Genomic DNA, 13,989 nt, shown 5'->3' on the forward strand with positions numbered 1-13,989 from the left:
TTATTGCCTTACAGCCTCCGAAATCCCTTCGCTAAATGTGGGATGGGGGAATATGGCCTTTGCCATGTCCTCCAGCGTCAGCTCATTGACAATGGCCACCGCAAACTGGCTAATCATATCCGTGGCCCTGGCACACATCATCTGGGCGCCCAGGATACAGTGGCTTTTGCTGTCCGCAACTACCTTTATGAAACCGCGCTCCTGTTGGGAGAGAAGGGATTTTCCATTGGCTGACATCAGGTATTTCCTGGTGATGACAGATATGCCCTTTTCCTTTGCCTCATCCACGGTGATTCCCACACAGCCGATTTCCGGACTGGTGTAGACACAGGAGGGGACGATATCCAGACGGATGCCCGCCTCCTCACCTGCCATATGGGCCACTGCGCTGCGCCCCTGGGCCGTGGCCGCATAGGCCAGCTGGATGCCTCCGGCAACATCCCCAATGGCATATATGCCGGGAACGCTGGTTTCATGATTCCCATCCGTCACGATACGGCCGCGTTCCATTGCCATATCCTTGATGTCCTGGCTGCTTTCCTCTGATATGAGCCCGCCTGTATAGGCCCTGCGGCCCGTGGCAATCAGGATGCCGTCAGCCGTAACCTCCCATGCCTTGTCCTTCTCCACGAACCGGCAGGCCAGTCCCCTGCCGTCCCCTGCCCTAAGGATTTCCTCCACCCTGGCGCCTGTATGGATGTCCGTACCCCGCTTTTTCAAAATCATCTTAAGGTTCTGGGCTATTTCCTTGTCCATTCCGGGCAGGATGCGGTCCAGGGCCTCGATTACGGTCACAGGGTGTCCAAGGGAACTGTAGATTGAGGCAAATTCCATTCCAATCACACCGCCGCCTATGATGATTAAATGCCCGAACATGTCCTGCTTATCCAGCAGACCGTCGCTGGTCACCACCCCCGGCAGGTCTGCTCCTGGAATCGGAGGGCAGGCCGGCACAGAGCCCGTGGCAATCAGTATATGGTCAGTCTCCAGAAGGACCGGTTCACCGCTTTCCGACCGGACCGATACGTGGCAACGGTCCACTATTGTTCCTGTCCCACTGTAAACCGCAATTTTATTTGTCTTCATCAGGGCAGCGATTCCGGCCCTCAGCTGATTAATGACCTCCTGTTTGCGCTGCTGCACCATGGCCATGTCAACGGCTGCCTGGTCTGCCCGAAGGCCGATGGATGGCCCTGACTGAAGTTCATGATATAGTTCCGCTGTATGCAGGATGGTCTTTGTGGGGATACATCCCCGGTTCAGGCAGGTCCCGCCAAGTTCACGGTTCTCCACCAGCGCCACCCTCATACCCTTCCTGGCCCCTTCAACCGCTGCCTCATACCCGCCCGGTCCTGCGCCTATAACCACCAGATTCCATCTGTCTGCCATATCATTAACCTCTCTTTCACTCCTGCTCTATATCCTGGCGCCAGGCGGCACCAGACCTTCTGTTACATGGATTCCTTTATGAGGGACAGGATGTCCTGTCTTATCCCGCCTTCTGTTCCCGCTTCTTTAACTGCCTCGCACATGGCATTCCCATCGTACGGACAGCCCTTTAGTCTCTCTGACAGATTCCCAATCAGTTCCTGGTCCATGGCATCGGAAAACACATTAACCTCCTGTATCCTGCCCCCGTCCACATGAAACTGCATCTGGATCCCGCCCCAGGCAAAGCGCTGCTCCATCTCATGTTCAAAAGGAATCTTCCTGCCGTATTTCCACTGCCAGGATTCAAACTTTTCCGTCAGCGGGCCTATGGCATCCTCCGGGAGTTCCTTCTCTTCCATCTTCTCAGCAACCTGTCCATATACCTGGGAAAATGCCTCCGCCAAAGCAGCCTTCACCCTGTCCACTGTCAGACCGGGACAGAACTCGTCCAGATTGGCCACCCTTGACTTTACAGAGGATACTCCTTTGGATTCCAGCTTTTCCCGCGGCACATTCAGGTATCTTGACATATTTTCCTTGTCAGCATGGACCAGCAGGGTCCCGTGATGGTAACAGCAGTCTCCTGTCTGGTAAAATGCATTGCCGGAAAATTTTCTCCCCTCAACCGTAATATCATTGCGCCCGGTTTTCTCTGCCTGGATTCCCAGCCTCCTGACTGCCTCCAGTATCACCTGCAGCTGGCGTTCCACGTCATAATCCGTTTTTCTTACAATAAATGTAAAATTCAGGTTGCCCAGGTCGTGGAACACTGCCCCGCCGCCTGAAAGCCTGCGCACCAGGTATCCTCCTTCTTCCTCAAGGAAATCCACCCTGCATTCCTTCCAGCAGTTCTGGTTCCTGCCAATCACCACCGTATGCCGGTTCTGCCACAGGAAAAGGATACAGGTTCCGTCAGGCACATGGTTGGTCATGTATTCCTCCATGGCCAGGTTCCTGTAAGGGTATGTATTATCTGTCTCCAGCCAGATCAGCCTGTTAATCATTCTGCCTCCTTCCGCGCAAATACTCCGTATGGTATGTTACCCCATGACCTGCCAGTGCTTCCCGGCGTACATGACAGGGGCTATGTACCGGCGTTTTTACACCGGGCGCGGCCAGTGCCGCCCCATATCCCAGAAAACCTGCCCGGACAGCTTTCCCGGCTGCCCAGGCAGGTCTTCTATATTGGTCCGGTCAGCTTTCCCATGTGTACCGGAGCACCGGCTTACGCGCAGCCGTTACCTCATCCGGCCTTCCGATAGGCGTTGTGTGGGGTGCGCTGTGAAGTTCTCCCGGCGACGCCATGGCTGTCTCATATATCTTATGGAACACCTGGATGGCCTCATCCAGCGTCTCCTTTGACTCTGTCTCCGTGGGTTCCACCATCAGGGCCTCATGGACAATCAGCGGGAAGTACATGGTGGGCGGATGGATGCCGTAATCCAGCAGTGCCTTGGCTATATCCATGGCCGTGACGCCATTTTTGTGCTTCATACCCTCCAGGCTCATGACGAACTCATGCATGCAGGTCTCATTGTAAGCCATGTCATATACATCAGAAAGTTTTACCTTCATGTAATTTGCATTTAATACCGCATTGGAGGACGCCTCCCGTATCCCCTCCCTGCCAAGGCTCATGATATAGGTCAGGGCCTTTACGACCACCAGGAAATTGCCATAAAACTGCTTCACATCCCCGATGGACTCGGGCGCCCGTTCAAAGATATACCGGGCCGGGGCCTTATCCCCTGCGCCGTCTCCTGTCTTATCTATAGCTGCCTCTCCTGCCGGATCCGCCGCCACCCTGACCCCCGGCAGATACGGCATCAGGAATTCCTTACAGCCAACGGGGCCGCTGCCCGGTCCGCCGCCGCCATGAGGCGTGGAAAATGTCTTGTGCAGGTTCAGGTGTACCACGTCAAAGCCCATGTCTCCCGGGCGCACGATTCCCATGACCGCATTCAGGTTCGCGCCGTCATAGTAACACAGCCCGCCTGCCTCATGGACAATCCTTGTTATCTCCAGGATATTCTTATCAAACAATCCAACTGTATTGGGGTTGGTCAGCATAAGTCCTGCCGTGTCCTCCCCAACCGCCGCCCTCAGCTGCTCCAAATCCACACACCCGTCTTCCCTGGACGGTATGCTGATTACTTCATAACCGCACATGGACGCGCTGGCCGGGTTGGTGCCGTGGGCTGAATCCGGGACAATGATCTTGGTACGTCTGTCATCCTTTCTGTGTACATGGTATGCCTTGATTAACAGCAGGCCGGTAAATTCCCCATGGGCGCCGGCCGCGGGCTGGAAGGTCATGGCGTCCATGCCTGTAATCTCGCAAAGATACTTCTCCGCCAGGTAAAGGACCTCCATGGAGCCCTGAAGCGTGTCTGCGGGCTGCAGCGGATGGACGCATCTGAATCCTTTCAGCGCAGCAGCCTCCTCATTGACTTTGGGGTTGTACTTCATGGTACAGGAACCCAGGGGGTAGAACCCGTCATTCACGCCATGGGAGCGCTTTGCCAGCTGTGTGTAATGGCGGCTGATTTCATTTTCCGACATATGGGGCAGACGGGGGGGCGCCTCCCTTTTATGTTCCCCATCCAGGGATACCCTGGGTACATCACACCCACGGATAAGGTTTAAGCCTCTTCCGGCCGAGCCCTTTTCAAATACAAGTTTCATGAACCGCACACCTCCTTATGCCTGCATTCACCGTGAAGCACGTTTCGGACAATGGATGCGGTTTCATCCATTTCCTCCCTGGTATTGACTTCCGTTGCGCACCAGAGTATCTCCCTGTCAGACAGCTTAAGGCCCCCAAGGATTCCGTGTTCCTCAAGTGCGCGGAGGATATGGTTACTGTCCGTGCACCTGCCTTCAGGGCTGACTGTCACGAACTCATGGAAAAATTCCCGGTCATGCTTTGGTTCAAGTCCGGCTTCCTTTAACACATCCCTAAGATAATGTGCCTTGGACATACACTGGGCTGCGGCTTCTGCCATGCCGTCCGCGCCCATGGCCGTCATATACACCGAAGCAGTGAGGGCGCACCATGCCTGGTTGGAGCAGACATTGGAACTGGCCTTTTCCCTGCGTATATGCTGTTCACGGGCCTGGAGGGTCAGTACAAATGCCCTCTCGCCCTTATCATCCTTTGTCTCTCCAACGATACGGCCCGGAAGCTTCCTTGCCATGGCCGCGGTCGCTGCCATGAATCCCAGGTAGGGGCCCCCAAATGCCAGCGGCATGCCCAGGGGCTGACCGTCGCCCACCGCAATATCGGCGCCGTACCCGGCAGGCGCCTTCATGATCCCCAGCGCCATGGGATTGCATCCCATGATATATTTGGCGCCTGCATCATGTACAATGCGGCCCAGAAGGTCCCCATCCTCCATATTGCCGAAGTAGTTTGGCTGCTGCACATAAAAGCAGGCTGCCTGGGCGTCCTCCTTCATCATGCGGGCCAGGGCATCTGCATCCGTGACACCACATTCCTCCGGCACAATGATTACTTTTGTATTGCTGCCAAAGCAGTATGTCTTAATCACCTCAATGACCCCGGGATTGGCTGCCCCGGAAACATAGACCGTGCTCCGCTTCCTGTCCCTGCACATGGCTGCTGCCTCGGCCGCTGCCGTTGCGCCGTCATAGATGGATGCATTGGATGCGTCCATGCCCGTCAGCTCGCATATCATGGTCTGGTACTCAAATATGGACTGGAGGATGCCCTGGCTGATTTCCGCCTGATAAGGCGTATAGGCAGTGACAAATTCCTCCTTGGATATCACGCTGGATACAATGGCCGGTATGTAATGGTTATAAGCACCTGCCCCGCGGAAGATGTGGCGGAACACCACGTTCTTGCCGGCTATGTCCTCCATCTTCCCGATTACAGCCTGCTCGCTGAGACCCGGCATAAGATCCAGGCCGTCCTTCAGCTTTACCTCCTCCGGGATATGGGAAAACATTTCATCGAAACTGTTGAATCCTATCTCACGAAGCATTTCCTGCTGCTCCTGCTTCGTATCAGGCACATACGTCCCCATAAGCTACACCTCATTTCTGGCGGAATGGATTATTTTAATCAAGGGTCTTGATGTATGCATCATAGGCCGGGGCATCCATCAGTTCTTCCGTATCCGTAATATGCTCCACTTTAATGAACCATGCCTCATAGGGCGCTTCATTAATGGACTCAGGTGCGTCCAGAAGTCCTTCGTTAACCTCCGCCACAGTGCCTGTCACCGGTGAAAATACATCTGAAACAGCCTTCACGGATTCCACATCCGCAAACGTCTCACCTGCTTCCACCTCATCCCCTGCTTCCGGCAGGTTCACAAACACCAGGTCCCCCAGGGCATCCTGGGCATAATCGGTCAGGCCGATCAGGGCCGTCTCCTCGTCCAGCATCTTTACCCACTCGTGTGATTTTGCGTACTTTAAATCTTCCGGAATATTCATTCTTAATACCTCCTCAAATTTTCTGGTTTTATTTTTTTAGTTTGTAAAACGGAAGCTTCACCACTTCCGCGGCCACACGCCGTCCGCGCACCTCTACCTCCACAGCCGTTCCCGGCTCCTTATATCCGATACCCACAAGCGCCATGGCCGCCGGATACCCAAGATAAGGACAGTGGGTGCCGGACGTGGTCATCCCGATCTGCTGGTCTCCTATATACACCGGCTGGTGCTCCCTGATAATGCCTCTGCCTGTCACTTTAAGGCCAACACGCTTCCTGGTCAGCGGTCCTTTTTCCACCAGGGCCTTTTTCCCGATGAAATCTTCTTTGTCCATCTTTACAAAAATCCCAAGTCCAGCCTCTTTTGGTGAAATGCAATCGTCCATCTCATGCCCGTACAGCGGCATGGAGGCCTCCAGCCTCAGGGTGTCCCTGGCCCCCAGGCCGCATGGGATCAGCCCTTCCTCCTGTCCCTTGTCCATAAGCAGCTCCCACATCCCCGGGGCGTCCTCAGGCGCCATGTAAATCTCCACCCCGTCTTCTCCCGTGTATCCTGTCCTGGAGATAATACACCGGATATCCCCAATCATGCAGTCAAACCGGCAGGTATAGTACTTATCCGGGATTTCTTCCTCTTTGGCCACCTTCTTAAGGACATCCATGGCCTTTGGCCCCTGAAGGGCCAGCTGGGCCACGCGGTCGGAAATATCCTCAAACACCACATCCCCAAACTGGCGGGCCTTCATCCAGGCATAGTCCTTATCCTTATTGGCAGCGTTCACAACAATGAAGTAGCAGTTGTCCCTTACCTTATAGACAATCAGGTCGTCCACCACGCCTCCCTCTTCGTTGCACATGGGGCTGTATCGCGCCTGTCCCTCTGCCATGACCGTATAATCATTGGTCAGCAGCATGTTCAGGTTCTGAAGCGCATCCTTTCCCCTACAGATAATCTCACCCATGTGTGATACATCGAACAGGCCGCATCTGGTACGTACCGCCATGTGTTCCCCAATCACACCGGTGTCATACTGCACCGGCAGCAGATACCCTGCAAACGGGACTATCTTTCCCTTGTATTTCACATGTGTGTCATAGAGCGGCGTCTTGCGTTCAACAACCTCCGTCACTTCTGTGCCCATAAATGATTCCCCTCCTTTTTTATTCTCCGCTGCCCTTCACTCCATTAAAAAAGCGCACAAACAAAAACCTTGTTCATGCGCTCTGTCTTTGGACCTGAAAGATTGGGCTTCGTCGGTGCTTCATCGCTTTCCAGAGTATCGTCCGGTATCCGGTCCTTTTGCCTGAGAGTTCTCCGCTTCCCCTTCGGCGCTGTCCCCAGACATGGCAGGAAATCCATTCCCAGCCCCGGACAGTCTCTCCCGAATCCATCAACCGATGGTATGCAGTTGTCTGCAAAAGCTGGTGCCGCGATGCCGCCGCGCCCTTGCTAAGTTCATACTAACACAGGCTGCATTGTCAGTCAATAGATAAAAGATGTTTAAAATTTAACGATAATTTCCATGACCTGAGCATCTTAGCAGGATGGTTTTTATCTCATAGGGCTTAATGGTGAACCTTACCTGGCCCTTTTCCACAGCCAATGCCTGCTCAATCTCCTCCAGCATACTGCACTCATACGCCTCTGCAGCCCCCAGACCGGACCGCAGGATTACTTTGGTCCTCCGGTTAAAGCATTCATACAGCCTGAGGATGATTCCCTCCCCATCCTCCTCCTTTTTTACGGCTTCGATTATGACATTGGGACAGTCGGTTGAAAAAAAGGAAAAGACCGGGTCCAGGAATCCGCCGCCCTGTTCCTTTCTCACCACTGCCGGAGGGTTATTCATCTGATACGCCATATGAACGCTTCCCGCTTCCTTCCAGCTCCCCTTATGCGGGTAGATGGAATATGTGAATTCATGATATTCCTGGTCAGCCTGTGGATTGGGGAAGGTCCCTGACTTTAACATGGACAGCCCCACAACCGAATCCCTGACGCTGCAGCCATACTTGCAGTCATTGATGAAGCTTACCCCGTAATCATCTTCTCCCAGGTCCAGCCACTTGTGGACGCACACCTCAAACCTGGCAAAGTCCCAGGAAGTATTGGCATGGGTGGGTCTTTTGACATTTCCGTACTGGATATCAAATACGGCTTCGCTGGTATGGATATCCAGAGGGAATAAGGTCTTAAGGAAAATCTGGTGTTCCTTCCACTCTATCTGGTTCCTGATGTCAATCCTGGGTATATCATGATACAGATATATGGACTGTTTAATCGTGGAATCAAGATATCTGCGTGTTACGGTGACGCAGGCCCGCACAGGCCCATGTTCAGTGACCTCGATACATTCCACCTGATCCACTTCCCAGGATTTCTCTTCATAGTAATTGTTAATATCCCAGGCATCATACTTATGGGGACGGTCTTCATAACTCATGATTACGTTGCCTGATTTTCCCGGCATAAGCAGTTCCCGGCCAGCCGTTTTATCAAGGATACCTGCAAACTGCCCCTTAGAGTTAAGCCTGATTGAAAAATACCGGTTCTCCAAATGGTGTTCTGATACGGAAAACATGGGATTCCCTTTGCTCCCATCCCCCACCTCTGATTCCCCAAGTCCATAGGTTTTATATCCACGCTCCGGCAGACCGGATGCAGTGAAGATATAGGTGCATTCCCCTGACTTCTGGACACTCACCTTTCTCTCCCCGTCATAAACCACGGGCCAGCCGCCTTCATAATAAAATTCCACTACTTCAGCTTTAACTTCCGGCCCGAAGTTATATACGGCCAGCGCCCCCTCCGGCGCGTCTATGGCTGATACCAGGCGCTTAAGGGAGGCTTCCATGAGACGGCTGTCTACTGCAAGAAGTTTTTCGTATTCCTCTTTTGAGTCATCGTATACTTCCTTGATGGATGAGCCTGGAAGGATGTCGTGGAACTGGTTCCTTAAAACAGCTTCCCAGACAGAATCAAGTTCTTCCCTGGGATAGGCGGCTCCAGATATAAGCCCGTCGCACACGGCCAGGAACTCCGTGTCCTGGGTGGCAAATTCCGCCTTCCTGTTATACCGTTTATTCCTTGCCATGGAAGTATAGGTCCCCCTATGGTATTCCAGGTATAGCTCCCCTGTCCATTTTGGAAGCCAGGAACTGCCCGACACATGTTCCTCTAATGTCTCAAAGAAATGTCTGGCCGTGCTCATGACCGTGGCGTGACAGCCCGGTATCCCCTTGGAAATCCGTCTCTGGTTCTCCAGCATCTGGCTGGTCGCCCCGCCTCCCCCGTCCCCGTACCCAAAACACATAAGTACTTCTTTGTTCAGGTACTTGGGACTATACCGTTCCCATCCCCCTTTTACCTGGGAAGGGCACAGGAACCCGTTATAGGTGGTATAATGGCTGTTCTCATTCCCGTCTTCCCTGCCTCCTGTATGATAATCCCTGGTTGGTGAAAAATGGGTGAGTATGGCCGTTCCGTCAATGCCCTCCCACATGAACGTGTCGTAGGGCATCTTGTTAAATTCATTCCAGCTAAGCTTGGTTGTCATGAAATATCGGATTTTGCATTTCTTCATAATCTGGGGAAGGGCTGCGGAGTACCCGAACACATCGGGCAGCCATAAAATCACATTCTCTGTCCCGAATTCCCTCCTAAAAAAACGGGTTCCATACAGGAACTGGCGGATCAGGGACTCGCCGGAAGCCAGGTTGCAGTCGGCTTCCACAAACATGCCGCCTTCTGTCTCCCACCGCCCTTCCCGCACCCGTCTTTTTATTTCCTCATAGACTTCCGGTGCTTCCTCTTTTACATACTGGTATAACTGTGGCTGGCTGGACATGAATATGAATTCCGGGTACCTGCGCATCAGTTCCAGTGCCGTGGAAAAGCTGCGCACTGCCTTATCCCTGGTGACTTTAAGCGTCCACTGCCAGGCACAGTCAATGTGGGTATGCCCCACGCAATATGTATGCACCTCTGTTTGACCGCACTGTTTTTCATATAAATCTTTCCTCAGGCGGTCATGGGCCACGGCAAGGCTGGCATAGAATGCATCCGAGCCCTCCTTCCTCAAATCCAACAGGTTAAGGGAATCATTCAGGCTTTTGATTACCGCCATATATTCACGGTCCGGTTCATCCAGCAACAGGGCCGTGTCATAGGGGACCTTCAGGTCATAGTAATATGACTCCACCTTCCGGTCCAGGACCTTAAGCCTTGAATCCAGCTTTAAATAAAAGTTCCGGTCCCCGGTAAATGCGGACAGTACGATGTGGTGCCGCTCTCCGCCCCGGGCCTGCTCTGAAAGGATGGTCTCCCTGTGGTTCACATCAAACCCCTGTTTTAACCGTCCATCCACAAAGACTGAGAACTGGGGATTAACCGCATCCCACTGGCCCTCCCTGCCTGTCATCACCTCATAGGCAACACACCTGCCGTCCCATTCATCCGGTATTGTAATAAAGGTTTCAAACCAAAAATATTCCTGGTTCCCGCCCCAGATTTCTTCTTTGTGAAGCTCTTCCCAGTCCGATGTATCAATCTGACTGATATCACAAAACCGATCACAGGTCTTTTTTATTTTATAGGAATCTATCTTGACCTCATACGGATATACCAGCGCCTCCACATCCTTTATGAGCCTGCCAATCCTCTCCTTAATAAAAATCATATCTTCTCCTTATTCTGATGGGTTCCTGCTTTTATGCTTAAAGTAAATTTTACGGAAATATTCATAGTTTGAATATCCAACCATCTGCGCCACCTGGTATAATTTAAATTTGCCGCTGGCAATCAGTGCCTCCGCCTGTTCCAGACGTATGGCTGTCTGGTATTCTTTGACTCCCATGCCCATATTCTTCTTAAATAACGTTCCCAGGTAATTAGGCGATATATAGAACTGTTCCGCCAGTTCGTTAAGCGTGATTTCTTCCGTATAATTCCGGCTGATATATTTGGCCGCTGCCTTACACAGATGGGCATTCCTGCTGTTTGCGTTATTGGATGCCAGAAGTTCAGACTTGACAAAGGAAATGACTGCTTCTTTTACGGATTCACAATCCCCTTCCCTGATTGACTGGTATAAATTGCAGATTTCCTGGGAGGAAATGCTGTTTTGCAGGAAAATAAGGCTGAGATTATAAAGAAGACGTTTCATCATACGCCACCTGTGTTCCGGCTCCGTGTCATCCACCTTTACCATCCAGTTTTTCAGGCTCCACAGCACAATCTGCTGGTCCCTGTCCTCTATGGCTGCCTTCAGCACGGCGTCATTGCCGAGTTTAAAGTAAAGCATCTGCACCGGATCCGGCATGTCCAGGCGGAACAGCCTGTCAAGGGAGGAATCATACGCCTTTTTTACCATCTGGAAATCCCTGTATACATTGCTTTTCGCGCTAATCAAATGTTCGCCCGTATCCCGTCTCAGTTTCCGCTTCATACTTTCCGTCAGGTTATCCGCCACTTCCTCGTCATACCCGGAAAATACAAAGGAATAAGAAAAAAGATTCTTAATCAGATAAATCCCCTTGTTATGGTGTTCCCGGAATTCCACCACCATCTGCCTTAGATACTCAATGGTCCGCACATCCTCCGACCTGGGCATGTGCTCAGATATGGTGGATTCCAGGGCAACCGAGACCACCATGAACGGGTTTCCTTTTTCCCGCTCCACAAATTCAGAATACAGGGTCATCAGCCTCTCATATCCAGTCTCATTCCCGCTCATTATATGGTTATATACCGCGTCCTTAAACACCTGCACACCGGCCTGCACCAGCCCGGTAGCCGCCTGTTTTTCCTTTTCCCTCTCCCGCCGCTCATCCAGCCGGTTCTTAATCCTGGTAAATACCTCTATAATCTGTTCCGGCGCAGAAGGCTTAAGCACATAATCCACGGCCCCCAGCCTAAGGGATGATTGGGCCAGCTCAAAATCATCGTATCCGCTTAAAAATACCACCTCCAAATCCTTGAGGCCCGCTTCCCGCAGCTTCTTTACCAGGGATATCCCATCCTGCATGGGCATCTTTATGTCCGTGAGGATGGCATCCGGAGGATTCTCAAGCAGTGCTTCCAGCACATCTCTTCCATTCGTAAAAGCTCCGGCTATCTGAAAACCGATTTTATCCCATTCAATGGCATTCTGAAGCCCATCCAGAATCCAGTCTTCATCATCTACCAATGCAAGTTTGTAAAGCATGTCCATCCTCCTTTTTACATTTCTATATCTGCTGTCCGGGAACATTATTCAGTATTTTCACTTCTATGGTGGTGCCTACCTTCTCCTTTGACTGTATGGTAAGCCCGCATCCGCTGCCGTAATACAAGGAAATCCGTTTCATCACATTTTTTATGCCATGCCCCACATCGGACTGCATGTCACATATACGCGTCACTAATTCCTCCGGCATACCGCACCCGTCATCCGTAATGGTAAAATAAATGTACTCCTCCTCCATATAGACCTTGAGCCATATCTGCCCTGCCCCTCCCCTGAAATCAAAGCCGTGGAGGATGGAATTTTCCACCAACGGCTGGAGCAGGAGTTTTATCATGCGGTAATCCAGCGCAGCCTCGTCTATATCAGATGAGAACAGGATTTTTCCTTTGCAGCGTATGTTCTGGATATCCAGATAGCATTTCAGGTGGTTCAGTTCGTCCCTGACCATATATATGTTCTTGCCTTTGTTAAGGCTAAGCCTTAAGAAGCTCCCCAGAAGTACCACCATGTTGCTGATTTCCTTCTGTTTCATGCTCAGCGCCATCCAGTTGATTGCTTCCAGCGTATTATACAGGAAATGTGGGTTAATCTGCGCCTGAAGGATTTCCAGTTCCTTTTTCTGTTTCAGCTTTTCCTGTTTAAGGAGGCTCTCTATGAGCTTGTGTATCTCTTCCGTCATATGGTTGAACTGTGTGCACAGCACATCAATCTCATATATCCTGCTGGAACTATTTATCCTGCAGAATTTCCCTCCTTTAAAATCCATCACCTCACGGGACAGGCTCAGTATGGGCTTTGATATCTTATAAGCCAGTAATCCGCTGATAAGGCCAAACAGCGCCATGAACAGAAGGGAACAGAAGAAAACCACCTTCTGTGTCTGCCTGATGGGGGCTACCACCCTGTCATAATCAGTGATTGCCAGCACATAAAGGTCCCTTCCCTGCAGTTTACGCCTGCTCACGATTTTATGTCCCTCTTCAACCGTAAGTTCCGTATGGCCGGATGACAGTTCTCCATAGACACCATACGCTGTCCCGCTTAGGTCCATCCCAAGGATATCCCTCACGGTCCCGCTGAGTACCGTGCCGTTCCCATCCACAAGAAGGATATCGGAACCTTCCTCCTGGCGGTAGCTTTCCATCTGTTTATAAAACATATCCTCATTCAGGTTAATCACCAGATGTCCGATTGCATCCCCATAATACATACCGGAATAAATGCGCTGCACATAGGACGTGATATACGGAATATACGGCTGGACCGGCAAATCGTTCTTCCTGGTGGGAACCCATCCCTCGGACAGGTCCCGTATGCCGTCCAGCCCGCTGCCCGTCACATAATGCCCATAATCGTACACCCCGTTTATCTTGGTTGTCTTAAGCCCCTCATCGTCCAGCAGGATGTTAACGGATATGATGTCACCCAGGGAATATGCAACGGAAGACAGGTTCTGGTTCATGTTATTCTGGAACACCATCTGCTCGTAGGAATTCTTATTCTTTTTGTAGTTAAGGATATTATTGATAATACTGTAATTGTTCACCGTTGACCTGGACAAAAGTTCAATGGACTGCATGGACTGCTCCAGCGTATCGCTGATATATACTAACATCTGGTACTGTTTTACCTTAAACTGCTGCTCCAGCACCTTTTTATAACTGCTCTGGCTGAAAAAGGAATTCAAAGAAAAAAAAGCAGCCATGATCAGACAGTTGCTTATAACCCATAACCTGTTAATAGAAATTTTAAATGGCTGTCCCTTCATGGCGTACTCCCCTTCAGATCACACGGCGTGTCTACGCTGCAGCGCCCTATCCTTTTGTATTAGAAGGTGCTGCAGCCCAGACTGCAACACCTTCCAAAAG

General features: G+C 51.5%; 9 protein-coding genes and 1 riboswitch. All 9 genes read right to left on the minus strand.

The genetic code is table 11. The features are described 5' to 3' along the window. The 9 genes from lpdA to DWX59_RS12910 all read right to left on the minus strand — a co-directional run bounded on the left by lpdA (position 1) and on the right by DWX59_RS12910 (position 13,826). Positions 1 to 1,389 (minus strand): dihydrolipoyl dehydrogenase, encoded by a 1,389-nt coding sequence (gene lpdA, locus DWX59_RS12870; RefSeq protein ID WP_117559628.1) that lies wholly within the window; start codon positions 1,387 to 1,389, stop codon positions 1 to 3. Between the two features lie 62 nt (positions 1,390 to 1,451). Further along, positions 1,452 to 2,435 carry a lipoate--protein ligase gene (locus DWX59_RS12875; RefSeq protein WP_117559629.1) on the minus strand — a complete coding sequence of 328 codons (984 nt, stop codon included), beginning with the start codon at positions 2,433 to 2,435 and terminating at the stop codon, positions 1,452 to 1,454. Positions 2,436 to 2,625: 190 nt separating this feature from the next. Further along, positions 2,626 to 4,116: an aminomethyl-transferring glycine dehydrogenase subunit GcvPB gene (gcvPB, locus tag DWX59_RS12880; protein WP_117559630.1), complete on the minus strand. Its 1,491-nt coding sequence runs from the start codon at positions 4,114 to 4,116 to the stop codon at positions 2,626 to 2,628. After that, entirely contained in the window at positions 4,113 to 5,480 is a 1,368-nt protein-coding gene (gcvPA, locus tag DWX59_RS12885) for an aminomethyl-transferring glycine dehydrogenase subunit GcvPA (RefSeq protein WP_117559631.1), read from the minus strand. The genes gcvPB and gcvPA overlap by 4 nt, the downstream gene beginning before the upstream one ends. 34 nt (positions 5,481 to 5,514) lie before the next feature. Next, on the minus strand, positions 5,515 to 5,895 hold the full coding sequence (gcvH, locus tag DWX59_RS12890) for a glycine cleavage system protein GcvH (protein ID WP_117559632.1): 381 nt from the start codon (positions 5,893 to 5,895) through the stop codon (positions 5,515 to 5,517). Between the two features lie 28 nt (positions 5,896 to 5,923). Next, positions 5,924 to 7,036 (minus strand): glycine cleavage system aminomethyltransferase GcvT, encoded by a 1,113-nt coding sequence (gene gcvT / locus DWX59_RS12895; protein ID WP_117559633.1) that lies wholly within the window; start codon positions 7,034 to 7,036, stop codon positions 5,924 to 5,926. A 140-nt stretch (positions 7,037 to 7,176) separates the two neighbouring features. Next, positions 7,177 to 7,289: riboswitch (glycine riboswitch) on the minus strand. Positions 7,290 to 7,402: 113 nt separating this feature from the next. Next, positions 7,403 to 10,573, minus strand: a complete 3,171-nt coding sequence (locus DWX59_RS12900; RefSeq protein WP_117559634.1) for an alpha-mannosidase — start codon at positions 10,571 to 10,573, stop codon at positions 7,403 to 7,405. A 9-nt stretch (positions 10,574 to 10,582) separates the two neighbouring features. Then, positions 10,583 to 12,100 (minus strand): response regulator transcription factor, encoded by a 1,518-nt coding sequence (locus tag DWX59_RS12905; RefSeq protein WP_166460215.1) that lies wholly within the window; start codon positions 12,098 to 12,100, stop codon positions 10,583 to 10,585. A gap of 22 nt (positions 12,101 to 12,122) precedes the next feature. Further along, complete coding sequence (locus DWX59_RS12910) at positions 12,123 to 13,826, minus strand: cache domain-containing sensor histidine kinase (protein WP_166460216.1); 1,704 nt, start codon at positions 13,824 to 13,826, stop codon at positions 12,123 to 12,125. Positions 13,827 to 13,989: the final 163 nt, after the last annotated feature.

This window comes from Enterocloster aldenensis, from assembly GCF_003434055.1.
In the GTDB taxonomy this organism is placed as follows: Bacteria; Bacillota; Clostridia; order Lachnospirales; family Lachnospiraceae; genus Enterocloster; species Enterocloster aldenensis.

Coding starts and splice junctions, on each gene's coding strand:
- gcvPB (WP_117559630.1), bottom strand. CDS start 4,116: ATGAAACTTGTATTTGAAAAGGGCTCGGCCGGAAGAGGCTTAAACCTT.
- DWX59_RS12910 (WP_166460216.1), bottom strand. CDS start 13,826: ATGGCTGCTTTTTTTTCTTTGAATTCCTTTTTCAGCCAGAGCAGTTAT.
- gcvT (WP_117559633.1), bottom strand. CDS start 7,036: ATGGGCACAGAAGTGACGGAGGTTGTTGAACGCAAGACGCCGCTCTAT.
- lpdA (WP_117559628.1), bottom strand. CDS start 1,389: ATGGCAGACAGATGGAATCTGGTGGTTATAGGCGCAGGACCGGGCGGG.
- gcvPA (WP_117559631.1), bottom strand. CDS start 5,480: ATGGGGACGTATGTGCCTGATACGAAGCAGGAGCAGCAGGAAATGCTT.
- DWX59_RS12900 (WP_117559634.1), bottom strand. CDS start 10,573: ATGATTTTTATTAAGGAGAGGATTGGCAGGCTCATAAAGGATGTGGAG.
- DWX59_RS12875 (WP_117559629.1), bottom strand. CDS start 2,435: ATGATTAACAGGCTGATCTGGCTGGAGACAGATAATACATACCCTTAC.
- DWX59_RS12905 (WP_166460215.1), bottom strand. CDS start 12,100: ATGCTTTACAAACTTGCATTGGTAGATGATGAAGACTGGATTCTGGAT.
- gcvH (WP_117559632.1), bottom strand. CDS start 5,895: ATGAATATTCCGGAAGATTTAAAGTACGCAAAATCACACGAGTGGGTA.